The organism is Mycobacterium sp. E3247, from assembly GCF_001667785.1.
Taxonomy (GTDB): domain Bacteria; phylum Actinomycetota; class Actinomycetes; order Mycobacteriales; family Mycobacteriaceae; genus Mycobacterium.
The window spans coordinates 1-22,470 of record NZ_LZJG01000483.1; the positions used below are offsets into that span (position 1 = coordinate 1).

The following is a 22,470-nucleotide window of genomic DNA, read 5'->3' on the forward strand; positions in this document are numbered from 1 at the left end:
GGTACGCGGCAAACTGCTCGCATTCGGCCTCGAGCAGCGTGAGAGCCGCCGCCATCTGCTCGCCGTAGCACTGTTGGGTCCACACGCTCACCACCGCTGCGACCGGCGGATCCAGCGTCGTCAGCGTCATCAGCGAATGGCGCACCGCGTCGTCGCGGACGTTGACCGACAGCCCCGGCAGACCCAGCGCCAACAGGGCGTCGGCGACGGGGCCCCGCTGGCGGGCGCACCACTGTTCGTCCGAATCGGAACGCATGAGCACGGCGATGACCTTTTCCATAGGCAGAACCTACCCGCCGGCTGGACGGCCTGGGCCGGGCTATTTGACCAGCCGCACCTGGTGTTCGCCGCTGATCAGGGTGCCGATGGTCTGCGCCAGCTGCCGGTAGGACTCGTCGCGGCCGCTGGACGAGCGGTACACCAGGCCGATGCGCCGTCCGGGTCGCGGCGCGGCGAACTGCGCCAGGCCGAGGCGGCTGCGCGTCGCCTCGACCGGTACCGCGCTCTGCGGAATGAGCGTGACCCCCAGCCCGCCGGTCACGCATTGGACGGCGGTGGCCAACGAGGCCGCGCGGGTGTTGGCCAGCTCCGCTCGAACGCCTGCCTTGTGGCACACCTCCAGGGCCTGATCGCGCAGGCAGTGCCCCTCTTCCAGCAGCAGCAAGGGCAGGTCGGCCAATGCCGTGGTCGGCACCCGCCGTTTTCCCGACAGCGGGTGTCCGGGCGGCAGCGCGAGGACGAAGTCCTCGTCGTAGATCGGGATCGCGGTGACGCCGCCGGCGTCGGCGGGCAGCGCGATCAGCGCCGCGTCCAGCGCCCCTTCCCGCAGCACCGTCAACAGTCGTTCGGTCTGGTCTTCCGTCACCCGCAATGTCATCCCGGGAAATTGCTCGGCGAGGCCGGCCAGCACGGTCGGCAGGACGTAGGGCGCCACCGTCGGGATCAGCCCGAGCCGCATGCCGGCCTGCAGTGGGTAGGACGAGCCGGCGGCGGCGGCGGAGAACGCATCCACCGCCTCGATCACGGCCTGGGCCCGCGGCAGCAGCTCCGCACCCTCGGCCGTCAAGAGGACACGCCGGGTCGAGCGTTCGATGAGCCGGGTGCCGAGCCCGGCCTCCAGCGCCGCCAGCGCCTGCGACAACGTGGACTGGCTGACGCCGAGAGTGGTTGCGGCGCCGCTGAACTGACGCTTTTCGGCGATGGCGACGAACGCGCGGAGCCCGGCGATCGTGGGCTGATAAGTCTTGTCGGGCATACCGATAAGTATAGTGGGACATATCACCTTTACTTCAGCCAGGGCGAACGGCACTATAGGCAATGACCGCTAATCTTGAGTAAATCCAATAAGGAGCGACATGCCTCTGCTGACCATCGGTGACCAGTTCCCCGCCTACGAGCTCACCGCGCTGATCGCGGGCGACCTGTCCAAGGTCGACGCCCAACAGCCCGAGGACTACTTCACCACCGTGACCAACGAGGACTACGAGGGCAAGTGGCGCGTTGTCTTCTTCTGGCCCAAGGACTTCACCTTCGTGTGCCCGACCGAGATTGCCGCGTTCGGCAAGCTCAACGACGAGTTCGCCGACCGCGACGCGCAGGTCCTGGGCGTGTCGATCGACAGCGAATTCGTGCACTTCAACTGGCGCGCCCAGCACGAGGACCTGAAGAAGTTGCCGTTCCCCATGCTCTCGGACATCAAGCGTGAGCTGAGCCTGGCCACCGGCGTCCTCAACGCCGACGGCGTGGCCGACCGCGCGACCTTCATCGTGGACCCCAACAACGAGATCCAATTCGTCTCGGTCACCGCCGGTTCCGTGGGACGCAACGTGGAGGAAGTGCTGCGGGTCCTGGACGCGCTGCAGTCCGACGAGCTGTGCGCCTGCAACTGGCGCAAGGGCGACCCGACGCTGAACGCCACCGAGCTGCTCAAGGCCTCGGCCTAGTCACCTAAGGTCTGATGAGGAGGCGAGATGAGCGTAGAGAATCTCAAAGAGGCACTGCCTGAGTACGCCAAGGACCTCAAGCTCAACCTGGGCTCGATCACGCGCACGACCGAGCTCAACGAGGAACAGTTGTGGGGCACCCTGCTGGCTACCGCCGCGGCGACGCGAAACACCCAGGTGATCAGCGAGATCGGTGCCGAGGCGGCCGACATCCTGTCCGCCGAGGCATACACCGCGGCGCTGGGGGCCGCATCGATCATGGCCATGAACAACGTGTTCTACCGTGGCCGGGGCTTCCTCGACGGCAAGTACGACGACCTGCGCGCGGGATTGAGGATGAACATCATCGCCAATCCCGGCGTGGCGAAGGCGAACTTCGAGCTGTGGTGTTTCGCGGTCTCGGCGATCAACGGATGCCCGGACTGCGTGGCCTCCCACGAGCACACGCTGCGCGAGGCGGGCGTGAGCCGGGAGACCATCCACGAGGCGCTGAAGGCCGCCGCGATCGTCTCCGGTGTGGCGCAAGCGCTCGCCGCCTCCCAGACGCCGGCCACCGTCGGCTGACGCAGTGACGGCACCAGCCTGGGTAGAGCACGCGATCTGGTGGCAGGTCTACCCACTGGGGTTCGTCGGCGCCTTTCCCGCGTCGTCGGAGCCGCCGCAGCCGGACCAACACCGGCTGCGGCGGCTCGTCGACTGGTTCGACCACGCCATCGCGCTGGGCGCCTCGGGCGTCGCGCTGGGACCGATCTTCGCCTCGCGCACACACGGTTACGACACCACCGACCATTACCGCATCGATCCCCGGCTCGGTGACGACGACGATTTCGACCATCTCGTCACCGAGGCCCGCCGCCGCGGCCTGCGCATCCTGCTCGACGGCGTGTTCAATCACGTCGGTCTGGATTTCCCCCGCTACCGCGAGGCGCCGACCGACGAGGCGGCCGCGCGCTGGTTTCGCGGGCGCCCCGGCCACTTTCACACGTTCGAGGGCCACGCGGAGCTGATCACGCTCAATCACGACAATCCCGACGTGGTCGACTACACCGTCGAGGTGATGACGCACTGGCTGCGGCGGGGCGCCGACGGGTGGCGCCTCGACGCCGCTTACACTGTGCCAGAAAGGTTTTGGGCGTCCACGCTGCCGCGGGTGCGCGAGCGGTTCCCGGACTCCTGGTTCGTCGGCGAGCTCATCCACGGTGACTACGCCGCGGTGGTGCGGGCGGCCACGTTCGACTCGGCCACCCAGTACGAGTTGTGGAAGGCGATCTGGAGCAGCCTCAACGACGGCAACTTCTTCGAGCTGGACTGGGCGTTGCAGCGACACGGCGAGTTCCTGGCCGGTTTCGCCCCGCTCACCTTCATCGGCAACCACGACGTCACCCGCATCGCGAGCCGGCTGGATCGCCCCGAGCACGTGGCGCACGCGCTGGTGATCCTGCTGACCGTCGGCGGCGTGCCCAGCATTTACGCCGGCGACGAGCTGGGATTCCGCGGCGTGAAAGAGGAACGTTACGGCGGCGACGACGCGGTTCGGCCCGAGTTCTCCTCTCCCCCACTGAAATTGGATGCCTTCGGGGCGCAGGTGTGGGCGTTGCACCAGTTCCTCGTGGGGCTGCGTCGCAGGCACCCGTGGTTGCACCGGGCGACGACCAGCCCGGTGCGGTTGCAAAACCGGCACTACGTGTACGAGACCCGCAGCGGGGACGACGCGCTGCTGGTCGCGCTGAACATCGACGACGAGCCGCTGAGCCTGGCGCTGCCGGAGGTGGGCACGGCCCAACGGAAGGTCATCGGGGGATCGGCGGCGCCGCCCCAAGAGGTGGTGGACACGCTGGTCGTGGAACCGCACGGCTGGCGGATTCTAGGCCCCGCCTAGGCGCGCCAGGGTCAGCTGATCCTGCCGGCCGTCGTAGTACTTGTCCAGAACCGCAAGGAAATCCTCGTTATCGTCGGTCGCGCGCGCAAAGAGCGTCATCGACGAGCGCAGCTTGAGGTCGTCGGGCGAGCCGAAGATGTCCCTCACCGATTTGCCGTGGACCTCGTTGACCAGTCGGGCGCACTCGTGCAAGCGCGGCCCGAGCACCTCGTGCCGCAGGTATGCGCGGGCCTCGTCGAGCGACGAGATGCCGTAGTGCACCGCCGTTGGGCTGCCGCCCAGGCCGCGTAACTGCGGGAAGACGAACCACATCCAGTGACTGCGCTTGCGCCCGGCGCGCAGCTCTTCGACCACGTTGCGGTACACCGGGCCCTGCGCCTCGACGAAGCGCTCGAGGCCGAACGGGTCGCTGTCCGCTTGCATGTGACTACGGTTGCACACTGTGGAATCCAACGGACGGAAGGCCGCCAAACGGCGAGTGCCCAAGGTGCGCGATCTCGCGCCGCTGATCAAGTTCAAGCGGCCGCAGTTCGACGCGACCAAGCGCCGCCTCGACACCGCGTACACCATCGATGATTTGCGGCGCATCGCCCAACGGCGCACGCCCAGGGCGGCGTTCGACTACACCGACGGCGCGGCCGAGGACGAGCTGTCCATCGAACGCGCCCGACAAGCGTTCCGCGACATCGAGTTTCACCCGACCATCCTGCGCGACGTCACCAACGTCACCGCCGGCTGGAACGTGCTGGGTCAACCGGTGGTCCTGCCGTTCGGCATCGCGCCCACCGGCTTCACCCGGTTGATGCACACCGAGGGCGAGATCGCGGGCGCGGCGGCGGCGGCCAAGGCCGGTATCCCCTTCTCGCTGTCCACGCTCGGCACCTGCTCGATCGAGGACCTGGTGACCGCTGTGCCGCAGGGCCGGAAGTGGTTTCAGCTGTACATGTGGCGCGACCGCGAGCGGTCGATGGCGCTGGTGCGGCGGGCGGCCGACGCGGGTTTCGACACCCTGCTGGCCACCGTCGACGTCCCGGTCTCCGGCGCCCGGCTGCGCGACAACCGCAACGGCATGACGATCCCGCCGACGCTGACCCTGCGCACCGTGCTCGATGCGGTCCCGCATCCGAAATGGTGGTTCGACCTGTTGACCACCGAGCCGCTGGCATTCGCGTCGCTGGACCGCTGGCCGGGGACGGTCGCCGAGTACCTGAGCACCATGTTCGACCCGAGCCTCACCTTCGACGACCTGGAGTGGATCAAGGCCCAGTGGCCGGGCAAGTTGGTTGTCAAGGGCATCCAGACGCTCGACGACGCCCGCGCCGTCGTCGACCGCGGGGTCGACGGCATCGTGTTGTCGAATCACGGCGGGCGCCAGCTGGATCGGGCCCCGGTGCCCTTTCACCTGTTGCCGTCGGTCGCCCGGGAGGTCGGCGAGCACACCGAGATCCTGCTGGACACCGGCATCATGTCGGGCGCCGACATCGTGGCGGCCATCGCGCTGGGCGCGCGCTGCACGCTTGTCGGCCGGGCCTACCTGTACGGCCTGATGGCCGGCGGCGAGGCCGGCGTCACCCGCGCGATCGACATCCTGGCCGAAGGCGTGATCCGGACCATGCGGCTGCTGGGCGTCACCTGTCTCGAAGAGCTGTCGCCCAAACACGTGACGCAACTGCGGCGGCTGGGGCCGATTTCGCCAACGTGACGCTGGCCGCACACTCGGCACCGGATGTGAGCCCGGCCGCACACTCGTGACGGCCCGACCTCGCGGGAACAAACCGGACCCGGGCCGGGTTGAGCGCATCAGACTCAGTTTTGGAGGATTGATGGCTGAAGCCAAATCAATGCCGGTGCTGTTCGTCACCGACACCATCGTGTTGCCCGGCATGGTCGTGCCGATCGCGCTCGACGAGGCCGCGCGGGCGGCGATCGACGCCGCCCAGGCGAGCGAATCCGGGCAGCTGCTGATCGCGCCCCGGCTGGACGACCGCTACCCGTCGCACGGCGTGATCGCCAAGATCTTGCAGGTGGGACGCATCGCGGGCGGCGGCACCGCGGCCGTCGTGCGCGGTGAGCGCAGGGCGCAGATCGGGACCGGCGCGTCCGGGCCCGGAGCTGCGCTGTGGGTCGAGGTGACCGAGGTCCCCGAGGTCGAGACGACGGACGAAATCAAGGCGCTGACCGCCGAGTACAAGAAGCTGCTGCTGGCCATGCTGCAACGGCGCGAGGCCTGGGAGATCGTCGACTACGTCAACAGGCTGACCGACCCCTCGGCGCTGGCGGACACCTCCGGCTACGCGTCCTACCTGTCCAGCGAGCAGAAGCGGCAACTGGTCGAGACCGAGGATGTCGCCGAGCGGCTGCGCGTCCTGATCGACTGGACCAGCGACCACCTGGCCGAGGTCGAGGTCAACGACAAGATCGCCGAGGACGTCCGCGAGGGCATGGAGAAGACCCAGAAGGAGTTCCTGCTGCGCCAGCAGCTGGCCGCCATCCGCAAGGAGCTCGGCGAGGGCGAACCCGACGGATCCGACGATTACCGCGCCCGCGTCGAGGCCGCCGACCTGCCCGAGAAGGTGCGCGAGGCCGCACTGCGCGAGGTCGGCAAGCTAGAACGCTCCAGCGACCAGAGCCCGGAGAGCGGCTGGATCCGCACCTGGCTGGACACCGTGCTGGACCTGCCCTGGAACGTGCGGACCGAGGACTCGACGGACCTGAAGGCGGCGCGCGGCGTCCTGGACGCCGACCACCACGGGCTGGACGACGTGAAGGACCGCATCGTCGAATACCTGGCCGTGCGGGCGCGCCGCGCCCAACGCGGCCTGCAGGTCGTCGGCGGCCGCGGCTCCGGCGCGGTGATGGTGCTGGCCGGTCCCCCCGGTGTCGGCAAGACGTCGCTGGGCGAGAGCGTCGCCCGGGCCCTGGGCCGCAAGTTCGTGCGCGTCGCCCTGGGCGGTGTGCGCGACGAGGCCGAGATCCGCGGCCACCGGCGCACCTATGTGGGCGCGCTGCCGGGCCGGATCGTGCGGGCCATCGGTGAGGCGGGCTCGATGAACCCCGTTGTGCTGCTGGACGAGATCGACAAGGTCGGCTCCGACTATCGGGGCGACCCGAGTGCGGCGCTGCTGGAGGTGCTCGACCCGGCGCAGAACCACACGTTCCGCGACCACTACCTGGACCTGGACCTGGACCTGTCCGACGTCGTGTTCCTGGCCACCGCCAACGTGATCGAGAACATCCCGTCGGCCCTGCTGGACCGCATGGAACTGGTGCAGATCGACGGTTACACCGAGGATGACAAGGTGGCGATCGCCCGCGACTACCTGCTGCCCCGGCAGCGGGAACGCGCGGCGCTCACCGACGACGAAGTCACGCTGACGGACGCGGCGCTGCGCAAGATCGCCGCGGACTACACGCGGGAACCCGGGGTCCGGCAGTTCGAGCGGCTACTGGCCAAGGCGCTGCGCAAGGTGACCACCAAGCTGGCGGAAACCCCCGAGCCGATCACCATCGACGAGCCTGATCTGGTCGACTACCTCGGCCGCCCCCGCTTCACGCCGGAATCGGCCGAGCGCACGGCGGTGCCGGGCGTGGCCACCGGTTTGGCCGTCACCGGCCTGGGCGGTGATGTGCTCTACATCGAGGCCGGGGCCACGGACGGTGAGCCTGGGCTACAGCTGACCGGTCAGCTGGGTGACGTGATGAAGGAGTCGGCGCAGATCGCGCTGTCCTATGTGCGCTCCCACGCCGCCGAGTTGGGTGTCGACCCCAAGGCCCTCGACCGGCGCATCCACGTGCACGTGCCCGCGGGCGCGGTGCCCAAGGACGGCCCGTCGGCCGGGGTCACCATGGTGACCGCCCTGGTGTCGATGGCGACCGGACGTCAGGTGCGCTCGGACGTCGGCATGACCGGCGAGGTCACGCTGAACGGGCGGGTGCTGCCGATCGGCGGCGTGAAGCAGAAGCTGCTGGCGGCGCAACGGGCCGGCCTCTCAACGGTGTTCATCCCGGCGCGCAACGAGCCCGACCTGGATGACGTGCCCGCCGAGGTGCTCGACGCGCTGGACGTGCGGCCGATGACCGACGTCGCCGACATCGTCGCGCAGGCGCTGGAACCCGTGACGCAGGCTGCCACAGTCGCTGCGTGATCTGAGCCTGGCCGGGATGCGCGGCAGACTCGCTCGCATCCCGGCGGAGCGTGTCCGGCGTGCCGCGCGAGCGGGTGTTACGCGCCCTCGGGGTTCCTACGCCCCGCCCGGCTGAGCCCCCGGGTCCGCGATTCGTTGGACGACGGGACCGACCTGCGTGGACGCAGCAAATAGGGCGCAGAGGTTTTCCGCATCGAGTCGCCGGGTATTGGGTGGTTGGAGGTTCGACTGCCCGCAAGGGCGATGGGGTGAGCGAATCACCAAGTCAATGGTTCAGCTGCGAAGGCAGCCAAACTGCTCGACAAGGGGATTCATCATGAAGTTGAACAGAATCGCAGCCGGCGCGGTCATGGCCGGCACCATCACGTCCGCGGCCTTCGGAATCGGCGCCGGGATGGCGCAGGCCGATCCGATTGGGCCGAACATTCCGGGACCGAACGTGCCCGGCCCGAACGTGCCGGGCGGCGACCGGGACGTGCCGGGCCCCGGCCAATATGTGCCGGGACAACCGATCTGCAACCCGGGTGCGCCGGGCGTCAACTGCAACGCGCCGGGCAGCCCGCTTCCTCCGGGACACGACGGGTTCCCGCCGCCGGGGCACTACAACGACCCGGTCCGCTACGGGCTCCCGGCCACCTGGGTTCCGCCAGTGGGTGACCCCGACGGGACCCAGCTTCCCGTCGTCTTCAACCCGCAGCTGGGTCAGTGGGGCGTCAACACGTCCACTGGTTTCCAGGTGTTCACGCCCGCGGGCGGGGCGTCTGGTTCAGGCCAGGTCAACGGCGGGATCAACCCCGGGACCTAAGACGGCATAACGAGGCGGCCGCCCCCGCAAGGGGCGGCCGTTCTCGTTGCACGGTGACAGCGGCGGCGAGTTCGGCGTTGAATGGACCGGTGAGTCTCAAACGGCAAGTTGTCCACCGCGTGCAACGTCTGCTCGTCAACCCGGTGGGCCGGCAGATGCCGGGGATCATCCTGGAAACCACCGGCCGCAAGAGCGGCAAGCCGCGGCGGACCGCCGTGGGCGGGCGCCTGGTCGGCAACGAATTCTGGATGGTTTCCGAACACGGCGAACACTCCGACTATGTCCACGACATCAAGGCCGATCCCGCGGTGCGGGTGCGTATCGGCGGTCGATGGCGCAACGGCACCGCGCATCTGCTGCCGGACGACGACGACCCCCTGCAGCGGCTCGGCAACCTGCCGCGCCTCAACAGCGCGGTGGTGCGCCTGATGGGCAGCGACCTGCTGACCATCAGGGTGGACTTGGACTGACGCCCGGCATGGCCTACGACGAGAAGCTGGCCGACGAAATCCGCGAGATCGTGGCCTCCGAGTGCGGCGTGGACGAGAAACGCATGTTCGGTGGGCTCGCCTTTCTGGTCAACGGCAACATGTCCGTGGCCGTCAGCCGCCAGGGCGGCCTGCTGGTCCGGGTGCCGGCGGAGGACCTCGACAAGGTACTGCGGCGCGACCACGTCGGCCCGATGGTGATGGGGGGCCGTGATGTTCGCGGCTGGGTCCGGGTGGACGCCGCCGGACTGCGCACCAGGCGTCAGCTCCAGGCCTGGGTAACCCGCGGCGTCGGATACGCGCGCGGCCTGCCCCCCAAGTGAGCCGGCAAGGTTGGCCGGTACCCGCCGCGGGTACGTGATCGGGTATGCCCGCAAGCGCGCAGCTGGTGCGACGGCTGCTTGACGTTGCAGGGACCACCTATGCCGCCGAGGCGCGAATCAAGCTCGCCGACAAGCCGATGCCACTGTTTCAGCTGCTGGTCGTCTGCATGCTGGCCAGCAAGCCGATCGATGCCGCCATCGCCATGAGCGCCGGGCGCGAACTGTTCAAGGCGGACTTGCGCACACCGAAGGCGGTGCTCGCCGCCGATCGGCAGACCATGATCGACGCCTTCGGCCGCGCCCATTACGTGCGCTACGACGAAAGCTCGGCCACCCGGCTCACCGAGATGGCCGAACGCGTGCGCGACGAGTATTCCGGCGACTTGCGGGGACTCGCCGACCGCAGTCAGCGCGACATCGCCGCCGCGAAACGTTTGCTGAAGCAATTCAAGGGAATTGGCGATACCGGCGCGGACATCTACCTGCGCGAGGTGCAGGATGTGTGGACCTGGGTGCGGCCCTACTTCGACGACCGCGCCACCAAGGCGGCCGGACAACTGGGTCTGCCCACGCAGCCGGCAAAGCTGGGAGCGCTTGCGCCGCAGGCCAACGCGCGGCTGGCCGCCGCGCTCATCAGGATGTCGCTGGACGACGACGTACGCAGGCAGGTGAGCGGTTGACCGTGCGGATCGGCACCTCCGGGTGGTCCTACAACCATTGGGCGGACGTGCTGTACGCGCCGGGCCTGCCCGCGGCGCGCCGGCTGGCCCGCTACGTCGAGGTGTTCGACACCGTCGAGCTGAACGCGAGTTTCTACCGTTGGCCGAAAGATTCGAGCTTCGCCGGATGGCGCGAACAGCTGCCGGACGGCTTCAGGATGTCGGTCAAGGCGCACCGAGGGCTGACCCACTACCGCCGCCTGGCGTCCGCCGGGCCGTGGATCGAGCGCTTCGAGCGCTGCTGGGAACTGCTGGGTGACCGCAGCGGGGTGCTGCTCCTTCAGCTGCACCCCGAGCAGCAGCGCGACGACGCGCGCCTGGACGCCTTCCTGGACAGCATGCCGGCCTCGATCCGGGTGGCGGTCGAGCTGCGCCATCCGTCCTGGAACGACGCGGGGGTCTACGACCTGCTGGAACGCCGGCGCGCCGCCTACGTGGTGATGAGTGGCGCCGGGCTCGCCTGCGTCCCGCGGGCTACCACCGATCTGGTGTACGTCCGCATGCACGGCCCCGACCAGGACGCCATCTATGCCGGCAGTTACACCGACGACGAGTTGCGGTGCTGGGCCGACCGGATCGCCGCGTGGCGGGACGCCGGCAAGGACGTGTGGATGTATTTCAACAACGACCTGGGCGGACACGCGGTGCGCAATGCGCTGACGTTGCAACAACTTTTGCGGTGAGCCGCCCGAGTAGGCTGGGGATGTCGACGGCGGAACGGAGTGACGATCATGGCCGGCTCTAGCGGAATCGTCATCATCGGCGGCGGGCTCGCAGGAGCGAAAGCCGCAGAAGCATTGCACGACAACGGGTTCGACGGACCGGTCACCTTGTTCGCCGAAGAAGGACATCTGCCCTACGAGCGACCTCCGCTTTCCAAGGAGTACCTGGCCGGAAAGAAGACGCTGGCCGAGTTCACCGTGCAGAACGACGACTGGTACCGCGATCACGACGTCGACCTCAGACTCGGTGCGCGGGTGTCGGCCATGGACCCCGCCGACCACGCGGTCACCCTCCCCGACGGCACCACCGCGCGGTACGACAAACTGCTGCTGGCCACGGGATCGGCGTCCCGGCGCCCACCGATACCCGGGGCCGACTCCGCCGCCGTCCACTATCTGCGCACCTATGACGATGCCGTCGCCCTGGATTCGGTTCTCACCGACGGGTCCTCGCTAGCGGTGGTGGGAGCCGGGTGGATCGGCCTGGAGGTGGCCGCCGCCGCCCGCCAGCGGGGCGTCGACGTGACCGTCGTCGAGACGGCCAAACAGCCGCTGGCGGCCGCGGTCGGCGAAACGGTGGGCGAAGTGTTTGCCGGACTGCACCGCGATCACGGGGTGGACCTGCGGCTCGAGGCGCAGGTGCAGGAGATCACCACGGCCGGCGGCAAGGCGACCGGGCTGAGAATGCGTGACGGGTCGACGGTGGCTGCCGATGCGGTGCTGGTGGCCGTCGGCGCCAAACCGAACGTCGAACTCGCCGAACGGGCCGGGCTGGCGATGGGCCCAGGCCCTCAGGGCGGCGTGCTGGTCGACGCGTCCCTGCGCACCAGCGATCCGGACATCTATGCGGTCGGCGACATCGCCGCCGCGGAACACCCCCTGTTCGGCGGCCGGATCCGCACCGAGCACTGGGCCAATGCGCTCAAGCAGCCCGCGGTGGCGGTGGCCGGGATGCTGGGCGCACCCGGTGAATACGCCGAGCTGCCCTATTTCTTCACCGACCAGTACGACCTCGGGATGGAATATGTCGGGCACACGGCCGGCGTCGAACGCGTGGTCTTCCGGGGCGACGTGACCGGGCGTGAATTCGTCGCGTTCTGGCTCGACGACCACGACCGGGTGTCGGCCGGGATGAACGTCAACATCTGGGACGTGCTCGACGACGTCAAAGCGCTGATCAGATCCAGGACCTCCGTCGACCCCGAAAAGCTGGCCGATCCCGAGTGCCCGCTGGCCGAGCTATTGGGCTGAGCCTTCGACGGGAGTCCACGCCCCGTCGATGACCTCCGGCGGGCGCTGCGCCTGCAGCCGTTCCCGTTCGGCGCGGCGGCGTTTGATCCGCAGCCTGGCGTCGCCCGGCATGATGATCAGCTCGTCACACGTCAGGTAATACACGTCCTCGACGGCATCGATCAGGTCCGCCGCGACTCGACGAGAGCCTAACTCGCGCAGCGTCATTCGCAGTTGATGGGTGAATCGCAGGGTCGTGTCGTGGGCGAGCTCGCGGGAGTCGCGAGCGCTGGCGGCCAGGCGCTGGGCCAGCGTCGGCGACGGCGGCTCCGTCGACGCGGCGGCGGCCACGGCGACCTCCCCGGCCGCTCTGAGCAGCATCGCCGGGTCGTCGGCATAGGTCTGACTGGCCAACTCGGCCTCCCCCGGCCCGCGGTGGCCGATGCGGGCGACGGCGGCGTCCACGGCGGCGGCGGTGGTGGGCGACAACGCGCGGATGCTCGCGAGATTGCCTTCCCGGGCCAGCGCACACAACGGCGGGTCGGCCCGCAGGACCGCTGCCAGCTGGGCGGTCTCCGTCTCGACCAGGGTGCTGTCCATGATCATGTCCACGCCGGGCACGCCGGGAGCCGCCTTGCTGCGCTCCAGCGCCGCCGCGGTGACGCCGGTGTCGATCAACCACAACGCGGTCAGGATCCAGCCTTGGTGAATGCGGTCCCGCAGCAAGGGAACCCGAACCTCGAGCCCGGGATCGGGCAGCGCCGCCAGCTGTGCGGCGTCGAGCTGTTCGGTTTCGGCGGCCGCGCCGTACGCCCGGGTGTCGGCCTTGAGGTGGCGCAACAGGACCAGCGATCGTCCCGCCACGACGGCTTTGGCGACCGAGCCGAGGGCGCCGCCCGCCAGCGCGGGCTCACCGAACGGGAGCGGGTCTCCGACATGCGGCCGCCCGACCAGGGCGTTGCGAGCGACGGCGTCCTGGTCCCAGCCGGGGAGTTGCCCCGCGGCGACCATGTTGACCGACACCCCGACGTAGGGCCGATGACCGAAGACGGCGATGGCCCGGTTGCCCCACTCCTCGCCCACCACGCCGCCGAGCGCCAACACGTGACCGAGCACCCGATTCGCCGTGCGCAGCCCACTCAGCTGGACATCCAGCGTGATCGGGGTGAGCGGCCCGGGCAGCGCCCGGGCGAGGTTGCCCGCACTGAAGATCGGGAAGCGGGGGTCGATCCGGTCGTCGAATTCACCTTCGACGCCGTCGGGTGCCGCGCTGTGTCCCCCGTCGGAAGGGTGGGCGCGTGGGGCGGCCTCGACCGGGAGCGCCAGTCGGTGCCCATCGCCGGTCGCCCCCGCCGCCGCGATCCGGCGCCCGGCGAGTCCGCGGGCCGTGTCGGCCACCGCTTCGAGCGCCTGCCAGCCGAACTCGAACGACCAATCCTCTTGCGCCGGCGCGATATCCATGTCCGGAATGAGCTGGTGCCAGCTGCGGACCCGACTGGGCCGGGACCGCGGGTCGGCGGCGCGCAGCATCCGCCACGCGGTGACCATGTTGACGGTGTCCGGGGAGGCGAGGTCCACCACACCGGTGCGGTCGGCGTTCAGCGACGAGACCATAAAGCGCACCAGGTCGTCGACGTGCAGCACGCGCATCGGCCGCGCCGACACCTTGGTGCGCAGCAGCGTGGCCACGGTCCGGCACACCATCCAGTCGAGCTGGCGGCCGACCGGCGGGGCGATGCGAACGACCAGGCTGGGCCCCCAGCTGGTGGCGACCAGCTCCTCGGCCGGCCGGTAGAGCTCGGGCCGCCCCGCGGCGTGCGAGACGAACAGCAGCCGGGCACCGGCGCGGGCGGCCACATCCGTCACGTGCGCGAGGCCGTCGATGTCGGCGCTGCCGGGCGCGGTGGTGTCGATGGGGGCCAGGTGGATCACCACGTCGGCTTCCTCGGCGAGCTCCCGCAGGGCGGGGTTGCGCAGCGGGGCGCAAACCAACTCGACGTTGCGGTCCAGGCAGGGGTGCGGGGCCTCAGCAATGCCGGTGACCGTGTGCCCGGCAGCAATCAACGGCCGTGCAACCAGCCGCCCGAGTGCGCCGGTGGCGTCGGTAACCAGGATCTGCACCTGGGCTCACCTCCCCCGACCTCAAACTCAACAATAGGCAAGACGGCGTCGCCTACGCGACCGTTACCGGCCAAACGGGACCCTGAGCTGGCGGAAAGCCTTTCGCCGGGTTACTGCAGCGCGGCGGAGCCGTCGGCGGCGACGGCGACCTTGGCGCCGCCGATGTCCTCACACACGGTTGCCGCCGCCGCGGCGCTGTCGGTGATCAGGGCAAGGGTGCGTGAACCGTCGGGCGTGCGCACGGCGAGGAAGGCCTTCTCCGGCCGGCCGTCGCGATCGAACGGCGTCGTCCACGCTTCCACCGTGCCGACACCCTCCCATTCCACCAAACCGTCCCGGGTGGGCTCCCGGTCGACGGCGGGTTGCGCGTCCTCCCAACGGAACTCAGCGGGCGGTTCGGTGCCGTACACGCCGAAGCTGTGCTTGGTCAGGAAGCCGCCGTTCGCGGTGATCAGCCCGCGCCGCCCGGGATTGGCCACCAGCAACTCCGCCATGGTGGCAATGGAGTGCATCACGTAGTTGCTCCACGGGCCGCCCGCGAACGTCAATCCACCGGTGACGGTGAGCGGACGGGCGGGATCATCGGCCGGCAGGCCCAGTTCGGCCGCGGCCACCTGAACGGCCGAGGGGAAGCAGGAATACAGGTCGACGTAGTCGAGGTCGTCGACGCCCAGGCCCGCCAGCTCCAGCGCCCGACCGCCGGCGATCCGGATCGCCGGCGAGCGGTGCAACTCGTCACGCTCGGCGATGGCCGAGGTGTCGTGGGCGTCGGTGCCCGCGTGCGGATAGATCCACCGATCGGCGGGGACCCGCAGCCGCTTGGCTTCCTCCACCGAGGTCAGCACCAGCGCGGCGCCCTGATCGACCATGTTGTTGGAGTTCATCAGCTTGGTGTACGGCCAGCTGATCATCCGGTTCTGCGGGCCGGGCTCGCAGATCTCCTCGGCGGTCACCGGTTTGCGGATCCACGCGTGCGGATTGCCGACCGCGACGGCGTTGAAGCGGGCCCACAGTTCGCCGATGCGCTTGCGGTGGTGCTCGACCGACTCGCCGTTCGCAATCCGCAGCGCCTGTTCGAACAGCGGGTAGACGTAGGCCGGCCGGTCCAGCCGAATCCTGATCTCGGCATCGCCCGCCATCGGGACGTCGTCGCCGCTGACCTCGGCCATCGGGACGGACTCGTCCTGGACGGTCCACTCGAGCTTGCCGCCTTTGGCGCGCAGGCCCCGGCGGGTGCGCCAGGTTTCGGCGCCGGCCAGCAGCACCACCTGGGCGCTGCCCCGCTGGATGTCCAGGCACGCCTGGTTGACCAGGGACTGCGGCACGTTGCCGCCGACGGGGCTGTACAGCGTGGTGAAACCGGCGGCGCCGATCCGCTGGCCGAGCAGCAGCCCAGGATCCCGGTAGTGCGCCGAGAGGATGTTCACCACGCGGATGGAATCCACGGCCTCGATCACCCGCGCGTCGGCGGCTTGCCGGGCCGCGGCCGCCATCAGGTCAACCGGTTCGACGGACCGCTTGTCCGGATCGATCTCGTCGCGGTGGTTGACCTGGCCGTAGCCGATCAGCACGGGTGTTCTGGGGTCCACGGTCATACTGCGAATTTAGCGTGGCTATCGATGCGGGCCGTGTACGGCCCGCTGAGAAGTCGCGCCATCGAGTCCAGCGCGTGGCTATCGATCCGTCCGGTCGCGTGGGCTGGATTCACCCCTGAGTCAGGGCGGCCCGAACAGCACGCCCTCGCCGATGAGGCGGTCGATCTCCTGGGGGCTCATGCCGAGCAGCCTCCGGCAGATGTCGACGGTGTCCTGGCCCGGCAGCGGCGCGGGCCGCTGCGGCGCCCGCGGGATGTGCTGGAACGGCGCCGGGCCCGTCTCCGCCGGCAGCGGACGTTCGATCAGCGGATGCGACATCTCGGCATACAACTTGCGCCCGACGAGCTGCGGGTCCTCCAAGATGTCCGGCGGCCGGTTCATCGGTCCGGCCGCAACCCCGGAGGACTGCAGCAGCTGGGCCGCCCGCGCCGGGGTGCGGCTGCGGGTCCAGACCGACACCGATTCGACCAGCTCGCGCCGGTTCGCCAGCCTGGCCTCAGCGGTGGCGAAACGCGGGTCGTCGGCCCACTCCGGATGCTGGAAAACGCCTGCGGCGCAGCGCCATTCCTCATCGGAACCGATCGAGATGACGCACCATTCGTCGTCGCCCGCGCACGGGTAGACCGCGTGCAGGCTGGTGTCTTCGGAGACTCTCGGCACGCCCGCGTCCAGCGCGGCCTGCGTGACGTACAAGGCGTCGAGCTGGTTGATCACGGCCTCGGCCTGCGAGATGTGCACGTGTGACCCGGCGCCCGCCCGGTGGCGGTGGATGAGCGCGGCCAGCGCCGCGATGGCCGTGATCCGCCCGACCACGTGGTCGGGAAAGATCGTGGTCGCGTCGTAAAAGGCATGGCGCGCAGCGCCATCGGGGTTCTCCGGATCGTCGGCCGTCCACAGGCGGGTGACGCCGGTGGCGGCGCGCACCAGTGGCCCGTAGCCCATGCGGGTGCTCCACGGGCCCTGGTCACCGTAGGCGCTGCTCTCGGCCAGCACGATCCGCGGGTTGACGGCACGCAGCTTGTCGTAGGAAAAGCCCAGGGCGGTAAGCGTTCCCGGCTTGAAGTTGGCGAAGACGGCGTCGGACTCCGCGACCAGCCGGGTGAAGATCTCCTTGCCGGCGGGGCCGCGCAGGTCCAGGCCCATCGCCAGGTGGTTGCGGTGGGTCCAGGCGAACGACTCGCTCATCGCGTCCCCGACGCGGGCCTGCCGCAGCCCGTCCGGGTACTCGGAGCTTTCGATTTTGATGACCTCGGCGCCGAGATCGCCGAACAACCGGCTCAGCTCGCCGCCGGCGACGATGATGCCCAGGTCGAGGATGCGCACGCCCGCAAACGGGAAGTCACCGACGCGGCCGGAGGGCGACTGCACCACGGCGGGGTTGCCGCGCCAGCCCGGCGCGTCCTGCCCGAGGGCGGGTGCCGGGCTGCGAAAGCCCGCGTGGCGCCCGTCGACGACGAAGTACCCGGTCGGGACGCTGGCCCGCACGCCCGGGACGAGCTCGGCGTCGGTGATCGCCCCCACCGCCCGAAAATGCTCGGAACCCATCGCCCACGACGGCGTCAGTACGGCGGCGATCGGCACGCCGTGGGCCTGTCCGGCGGCCACCAGGTCCTTCATGGTCTGCCCGGCGAACAGCGCCTGGACCAGCTCGCTGATCTGCGGCCACGCGGCGAAGCGCGCGCCGATCACATCGTATTTCGCGTCCTGGAAATCCTCCGGCTCGCCGAGCCAGCGCCGCAGTCCCCGCCACTGGCGCGGCGCCATCACGCAGAGCCGGACGTAGCCGTCCCGGCACGCATAGATCGGGTAGGCGTGCTGGTTGCGCGGGCGCCCCCGCCACTGGCCGGTGCGGCGGATTCCGGCGGCGGCCTGCCCGTGCGCCCCGAACGCCGGGTCAAGCGACATGACCACTGCGTCGAACCGGGAAAAGTCGATGAATTCACCCGTGCCGCACCGTAATCGGTTGTAGTAGGCGACGAGGGCCGCCCAGGCGGCCTGGACGGCGGCGGTGGCCGACGCGATGCCGTCCGGCGGCAATACGGGGGTGCCGGTGGTGGGGCCGGACCGCGACAGCGAGCCGCACATCGCGTACAACACCGGATCGGTGGCCCGCCACAACGACCGCGGGCCCGTCGCTCCGAAGTCGGTGATCGACAACACCACCAGGTGCGGATGCTGGGCGGCCAGCTCCTCCACCGACGTCCCGAACGTCGGTGCCTCGCCGTAGAAGCCGTCGTCGACGAGGATGTCGGCCTGCGCGGCCAGGTCGAGGAACACCGCGCAGTCGTCCTCGTCGTACGGGTCCAACACCACGCTGCGTTTGTTGGCGTTGTGCACGGCAAACGGAATGCTCGCACCGGCCAGCGTCGGCGGCTCATGCCGCGCCGGGCTTCCGCTCGGGGGTTCGACCTTGAGCACGTCGGCGCCCAGGTCGGCAAACAGGCGCGTCACCTCGTCGCCGTTGCCGCTCGACAAGTCGAGGACGCGCACGGCGTCGAGCAACCCGTCGGACATCAGCACACCGTACCCGCAGGTTCGGGGTCTGACCGGGCCGACCGCCGCCCCACCGGCCGAAAGGCCGACCGGGCAAGCTGATTGAGTGGGCGAACGCGGCGTCGGCTATCGTCACAGGCCGATCGGCGAGGCCGTATCCGCCACCACGAGCCGACGGAGGCATCCCAAATGAGCGCGCACCTGACCTACATCGAGGCCGTGGTCGTCGGCGCTTTCCAGGGCGTCACCGAGCTGTTCCCCGTCTCCAGCCTCGGGCACGCCGTGTTGGTGCCCGCGGTCGTCGGCGGCCGGTGGGCCCAGGACCTGAGCGTCTCGGCCCCGGAGTCGCCCTACCTCGCGTTCATCGTGGGCCTGCACGTGGCGACCGCCGCCGCGTTGCTGGTCTTCTTCTGGCGGGACTGGCTGCGCATCGTGGCCGGATTCGTGTCCTCGCTGCGGTATCGCCGCATTCAGACCCCCGATGAGCGGCTGGCCTGGCTGATTGTCGGGGCCACCATCCCGGTCGGGCTGGCCGGGCTGCTCCTGGAACGGACCTTCCGCACCACGCTCGGCAAGCCCATTCCCGCGGCAATCTTCTTGGTGCTCAACGGCATCGCCCTGTATGCGGGAGAGGTGCTGCGCCGGCGCGTCGCCCCCGCGCCCGACCGGGAACAGCCGTCGGAGGAACAGCGCGAGCACACCGGCGAGGCCGTCGACCACCGCCTTGCCCAACTTCCGCTGCGCCGCGGCATCCTGATCGGCGCCGCGCAGATCCTGGCCCTGCTGCCCGGCATCAGCCGCTCCGGCATCACGATGGTGGCGGGGCTGTGGCGCGGCCTGTCCCACGAGGACGCCGCCCGGTTCTCCTTCCTGCTGGCCACCCCCATCATCCTGGCCGCCGGCGTGTACAAGATCCCGGAACTGTTCGGGCCCCGCGCCACCGGAATCCACGGCCAGGTGCTGGCCGGTAGCATCGCGTCCTTCGTCTGCGCCTACCTCGCCGTGCGGTTCCTGACGCAGTACTTCCAGACCCGCACCCTCACCCCGTTCGCCACCTACTGCGCCCTGGCCGGTGGCGCCAGCCTGGTGTGGCTTGCCGTCGGTTGACGGGCGCGCCAATACACGACTTCTCCTGACATCGCCTCACCGACTCGGTCACCGAATGGCAACCGCTGGGTATCGGTTCGCGCAACAGCGTAGGAGTTGAGCGTGGCGTAGCTCACCATCGACGGAGCAAATGTGCGGCGTCTCAACGACAGAGGTGATGCCTGAATGTTCTGTCGCCTTTGTCGTGTGGCCGGCGCCACCGTCGGGGCCGCGATGCTGGTGCTGTCGACGTTCACCGCGCCGAGGGCGGCCGCCGCAGCCACGATGAGCCCGAACCTGTTGGTCAACCCGGGTGCCGAGCTCGGCGACCCGTCGTTGTCCGGCTATAGCGGGGTGACGATACCGGGCTGGACCGCGACCGGCACACCGACCGTGATCAAGTACAACACGCTGGTCCGGCTGCCCTCGCCGCTCGGGTCGCCGGGGCCGACCATGCCGAAGTTCCTGGCATTCCCGGCCGCCCAGCACGGACCGCCAGACGGCGGCGCCCAGTACTTCGGCGGTGGCAACGTGGCGACGTCCACGCTCACCCAGGTCGTCGACCTCAGCGGTGCGGCGGCGGCGATCGACACCGGCACCGTGCCGTTCACGCTGAGCGGCTGGCTCGGTGGCAACCGGCTGGAACTGTCCGAGGCGTCGGCCACCGTCGAGTTCCTGGCCGCCAGCCAATTACCCTTGGGCACAGCCAAAATCGGGCCGGTCTCGATTCTGCAGCGTGGGTTCCAGACCGAGTTGGCCGAACGCGACTCCACCGGGACGATCCCGGCGGGCACCCGCAGCGCGCGCGTAACCGTGACCTTCAAGGACACCCACTGGGCGGGCGGCGCCTACAACCACTCGTACGCCGACAACCTCTCGTTCACCATCGGCGCCCCCTTGGCCGCGCCGCCGCCACTCACCCCGCCCGCGTCGACCGTCGGGCCCCTCGATCACGTGTTCCTGGTCTACCTGGAGAACCACGGCGTGAAAGACGTTGTGGGCAGCCCGAATGCGCCGTACATCAACAGCCTCATCAGCTCGTACGGGTACGGGTCCAACTACTTCGCCCTGACCCATCCGAGCCTGCCGAATTACTATCCGATCCTCGGTGGATCCGACTTCGGCGCCAACTACAACTGCGAAATGAACTGCTTCGACGCGCCGAACCTGGCCGACTCCATCGAGGGGGCGGGCAAGACGTGGGCCAGCTACGAGCAATCCATGCCCGGACCGTGCGCAACCGCGGCGAGCGGTCCGTATAGCCCCGGTGAGCTACCGTTTCTCGCCTTCCACGACATCGTCTCCAACGCCGCCCGCTGCCAGGCGCACGTGCTGCCGCTGACGCGGATGGCGACCGATCTCGCTTCGGCCTCCACCACCCCGAACTTCGTCTGGTTCGCGGCGGACGAAAACAACAACATGGAAGGCCCGGTCAACCTCCGCTTCGTCGGCAGTGAGCTGACCTCGCATCAGTACAACATCAAGGCCGGCGATCAGTTTCTGCAGCAGGTGTTGCCCACGATCGTGAATTCGCCGGCTTTCCAGACCCAACGCAGCGCCATCTTTATCACCTGGGACGAGGACTTCAACAACCTGTCACTGACCATCGGTAACGAGGGCAACCACATCCCCATGATCGTCATCCCGTCGCCGAATTCGGGGATGCGCCAAGGGCATCTGGTGTCCACCTCCCACAACAACCACTACGGCTTGCTGCGCACCATCGAGGACTCGTTGCAGCTTCCCCGGCTCACGAACAACGACAAGTACGCTCAGCCGATGAACGAGTACTGGCCGTAGGCCGCACCAGGGAACCCATGAGCCGGGATGACGACAGATGAGCCGATCCGGGCCTGAGAGCGAGTCGGTGTGGGATTACCCGCGCCCACCCCGCGTCGAGCCGTTCACCGGTGCGATCACCGTCGAGTTGGGCGGTGAAGTCGTCGCGCGCAGCCCGCGGGCCTGGCGGGTCCTCGAGACCAGTCATCCGCCGACCTATTACCTGCCGCGCGAGGCCTTTGTCGAAGGGGCGCTGCGCGAGACGTCCGGAAGCTCCTGGTGCGAATGGAAAGGCCGGGCAACGTATTACGACCTGATCGGCGGCGGTGTCGTCGCCCCGAAATCCGCCTGGAGCTATCCGGACCCTACGCCGGGGTTCGAATCGATCGCCGGGGCGGTCGCGGTCATGGCCGGCGCCGTCGACCGCTGCACGGTCAACGGGGAGGTCGTCGTGCCCCAGCCCGGGGGGTTCTACGGCGGCTGGATCACGAGCTGGGTGACCGGCCCGTTCAAAGGCGGTCCCGGTTCGGCCGGCTGGTGACGGCGCCGGATCGTTACACCGGCCGTAGCCGATAACGCACCAAGCGGAGCGTCTGGCCGCCGAAAGTCGTTGGACGGCAAGCCCCGTCGGTCTCCCAGCCGTCGCGCTCGTAGAAGCGGCGGGCGCGGGTGTTCGCGTCGAGCACCCACAGCATCGCGCCCCTCACGCCGACCGACCGCAACCGCGCGCGGGCCGCGGTCATGAGTAGACGCCCGACGCCCGTCGCCACGTGGGCCGGGTCGACGTAGAGCGCCATCAGCTCACCGAAGTTCGGTAGGTCGCTGTCGCGGTACAGGCCCGTGGTGGCGAAGCCGCGAATCGCCGGCCCGTCGACCGCGACCAAGGTGAACGGCATCCGCGACCCGACGCGGCCGAAGGTGTAGCGGCTGGCCAACGCCTCCGCGGTGAGGCTGTCCAGGTAGTCCTGGGCGATCAGGCCCCGGTAGGCCACCCGCCACGACCGCGCGTGCAGGCCGGCCACCTCGTGGGCATCCGCCGGTACCGCCGCCCGCACCTCGGTCATCGTTGCAGTATCCGGGGCTCGGCGGATCAGGTCGCGGTGCGGCGTAGATTGCCGTGTTGACACCCGTCAAGAATCCGG

General features: G+C 69.3%; 20 protein-coding genes and 1 pseudogene. 14 read left to right on the plus strand and 7 right to left on the minus strand.

From position 1 onward, the window contains the following. Together A9X04_RS23430 and A9X04_RS23435 are read right to left on the minus strand one after the other, a co-directional pair. Window positions 1-280 (minus strand): annotated as a pseudogene (locus A9X04_RS23430) (hypothetical protein); the annotation flags it as partial. A 39-nt stretch (window positions 281-319) separates the two neighbouring features. Beyond that, entirely contained in the window at window positions 320-1,255 is a 936-nt protein-coding gene (locus A9X04_RS23435) for a hydrogen peroxide-inducible genes activator (protein WP_067925691.1), read from the minus strand. A gap of 100 nt (window positions 1,256-1,355) precedes the next feature. Between A9X04_RS23435 and A9X04_RS23440 the strand changes: the two genes are divergently transcribed. Genes A9X04_RS23440 through A9X04_RS23450 form a run of 3 tightly spaced genes read left to right on the plus strand, consistent with a single transcriptional unit; the run spans window position 1,356 to window position 3,822 of the window. Next, the gene (locus A9X04_RS23440; protein ID WP_067925694.1) at window positions 1,356-1,943 is read left to right on the plus strand and encodes a peroxiredoxin; all 588 of its coding nucleotides are present in this window, start codon (window positions 1,356-1,358) and stop codon (window positions 1,941-1,943) included. A 27-nt stretch (window positions 1,944-1,970) separates the two neighbouring features. Further along, window positions 1,971-2,507 (plus strand): alkyl hydroperoxide reductase, encoded by a 537-nt coding sequence (locus A9X04_RS23445; RefSeq protein ID WP_067925697.1) that lies wholly within the window; start codon window positions 1,971-1,973, stop codon window positions 2,505-2,507. A 4-nt stretch (window positions 2,508-2,511) separates the two neighbouring features. Continuing rightward, window positions 2,512-3,822, plus strand: a complete 1,311-nt coding sequence (locus A9X04_RS23450) for an alpha-amylase family protein (RefSeq protein WP_067925700.1) — start codon at window positions 2,512-2,514, stop codon at window positions 3,820-3,822. On the opposite strand, the gene A9X04_RS23455 is transcribed toward A9X04_RS23450, so the two are convergent. Next, on the minus strand, window positions 3,808-4,245 hold the full coding sequence (locus tag A9X04_RS23455) for a DUF1810 domain-containing protein (RefSeq protein ID WP_067925703.1): 438 nt from the start codon (window positions 4,243-4,245) through the stop codon (window positions 3,808-3,810). The genes A9X04_RS23450 and A9X04_RS23455 overlap by 15 nt on opposite strands. Before the next feature lie 19 nt (window positions 4,246-4,264). Between A9X04_RS23455 and A9X04_RS23460 the strand changes: the two genes are divergently transcribed. The 8 genes from A9X04_RS23460 to A9X04_RS23495 all read left to right on the plus strand — a co-directional run bounded on the left by A9X04_RS23460 (window position 4,265) and on the right by A9X04_RS23495 (window position 12,275). Then, a complete protein-coding gene (locus A9X04_RS23460; protein WP_156764508.1) occupies window positions 4,265-5,524 on the plus strand; it encodes an alpha-hydroxy acid oxidase in 1,260 nt (419 codons plus the stop codon). A gap of 121 nt (window positions 5,525-5,645) precedes the next feature. Continuing rightward, window positions 5,646-7,967, plus strand: coding sequence for an endopeptidase La (gene lon / locus A9X04_RS23465; RefSeq protein WP_067925705.1), 2,322 nt, complete (start codon window positions 5,646-5,648; stop codon window positions 7,965-7,967). 316 nt (window positions 7,968-8,283) lie between these two features. Beyond that, window positions 8,284-8,772, plus strand: a complete 489-nt coding sequence (locus A9X04_RS31735; protein WP_231985803.1) for a hypothetical protein — start codon at window positions 8,284-8,286, stop codon at window positions 8,770-8,772. An 89-nt stretch (window positions 8,773-8,861) separates the two neighbouring features. Then, on the plus strand, window positions 8,862-9,242 hold the full coding sequence (locus A9X04_RS23475) for a nitroreductase family deazaflavin-dependent oxidoreductase (protein WP_067925708.1): 381 nt from the start codon (window positions 8,862-8,864) through the stop codon (window positions 9,240-9,242). Window positions 9,243-9,250: 8 nt separating this feature from the next. Then, on the plus strand, window positions 9,251-9,583 hold the full coding sequence (locus A9X04_RS23480; protein WP_067925711.1) for a TfoX/Sxy family protein: 333 nt from the start codon (window positions 9,251-9,253) through the stop codon (window positions 9,581-9,583). Between the two features lie 44 nt (window positions 9,584-9,627). Next, on the plus strand, window positions 9,628-10,263 hold the full coding sequence (locus A9X04_RS23485) for an endonuclease (protein WP_067925714.1): 636 nt from the start codon (window positions 9,628-9,630) through the stop codon (window positions 10,261-10,263). After that, window positions 10,260-10,985: a DUF72 domain-containing protein gene (locus A9X04_RS23490; protein WP_067925717.1), complete on the plus strand. Its 726-nt coding sequence runs from the start codon at window positions 10,260-10,262 to the stop codon at window positions 10,983-10,985. The genes A9X04_RS23485 and A9X04_RS23490 overlap by 4 nt, the downstream gene beginning before the upstream one ends. 48 nt (window positions 10,986-11,033) lie before the next feature. Then, window positions 11,034-12,275, plus strand: coding sequence for an NAD(P)/FAD-dependent oxidoreductase (locus A9X04_RS23495; RefSeq protein ID WP_067925760.1), 1,242 nt, complete (start codon window positions 11,034-11,036; stop codon window positions 12,273-12,275). Here A9X04_RS23495 and A9X04_RS23500 read toward each other — a convergent pair. The 3 genes from A9X04_RS23500 to A9X04_RS23510 form a co-directional block, all read right to left on the minus strand. Then, complete coding sequence (locus A9X04_RS23500) at window positions 12,264-14,375, minus strand: NAD-dependent epimerase/dehydratase family protein (protein ID WP_067925720.1); 2,112 nt, start codon at window positions 14,373-14,375, stop codon at window positions 12,264-12,266. The genes A9X04_RS23495 and A9X04_RS23500 overlap by 12 nt on opposite strands. Window positions 14,376-14,485: 110 nt before the next feature. Further along, window positions 14,486-15,970 (minus strand): acetyl-CoA acetyltransferase, encoded by a 1,485-nt coding sequence (locus A9X04_RS23505; protein ID WP_067925723.1) that lies wholly within the window; start codon window positions 15,968-15,970, stop codon window positions 14,486-14,488. A gap of 120 nt (window positions 15,971-16,090) precedes the next feature. Then, window positions 16,091-18,484: a CoA transferase gene (locus tag A9X04_RS23510; protein ID WP_369829004.1), complete on the minus strand. Its 2,394-nt coding sequence runs from the start codon at window positions 18,482-18,484 to the stop codon at window positions 16,091-16,093. A 168-nt stretch (window positions 18,485-18,652) separates the two neighbouring features. On the opposite strand from A9X04_RS23510, the gene A9X04_RS23515 reads away from it, so the two are divergent. The 3 genes from A9X04_RS23515 (at window position 18,653) to A9X04_RS23525 (ending at window position 21,869) form a co-directional block, all read left to right on the plus strand. Continuing rightward, window positions 18,653-19,570 (plus strand): undecaprenyl-diphosphate phosphatase, encoded by a 918-nt coding sequence (locus A9X04_RS23515; RefSeq protein ID WP_067925729.1) that lies wholly within the window; start codon window positions 18,653-18,655, stop codon window positions 19,568-19,570. A 186-nt stretch (window positions 19,571-19,756) separates the two neighbouring features. Further along, window positions 19,757-21,349, plus strand: coding sequence for an alkaline phosphatase family protein (locus tag A9X04_RS23520; protein ID WP_231985804.1), 1,593 nt, complete (start codon window positions 19,757-19,759; stop codon window positions 21,347-21,349). Window positions 21,350-21,386: 37 nt separating this feature from the next. Further along, window positions 21,387-21,869 (plus strand): DUF427 domain-containing protein, encoded by a 483-nt coding sequence (locus A9X04_RS23525; protein WP_067925735.1) that lies wholly within the window; start codon window positions 21,387-21,389, stop codon window positions 21,867-21,869. 13 nt (window positions 21,870-21,882) lie between these two features. Here the strand turns inward: A9X04_RS23525 and A9X04_RS23530 are convergent, their stop codons facing one another. Next, window positions 21,883-22,392 (minus strand): GNAT family N-acetyltransferase, encoded by a 510-nt coding sequence (locus A9X04_RS23530; protein ID WP_067925738.1) that lies wholly within the window; start codon window positions 22,390-22,392, stop codon window positions 21,883-21,885. Window positions 22,393-22,470 lie beyond the last annotated feature (78 nt).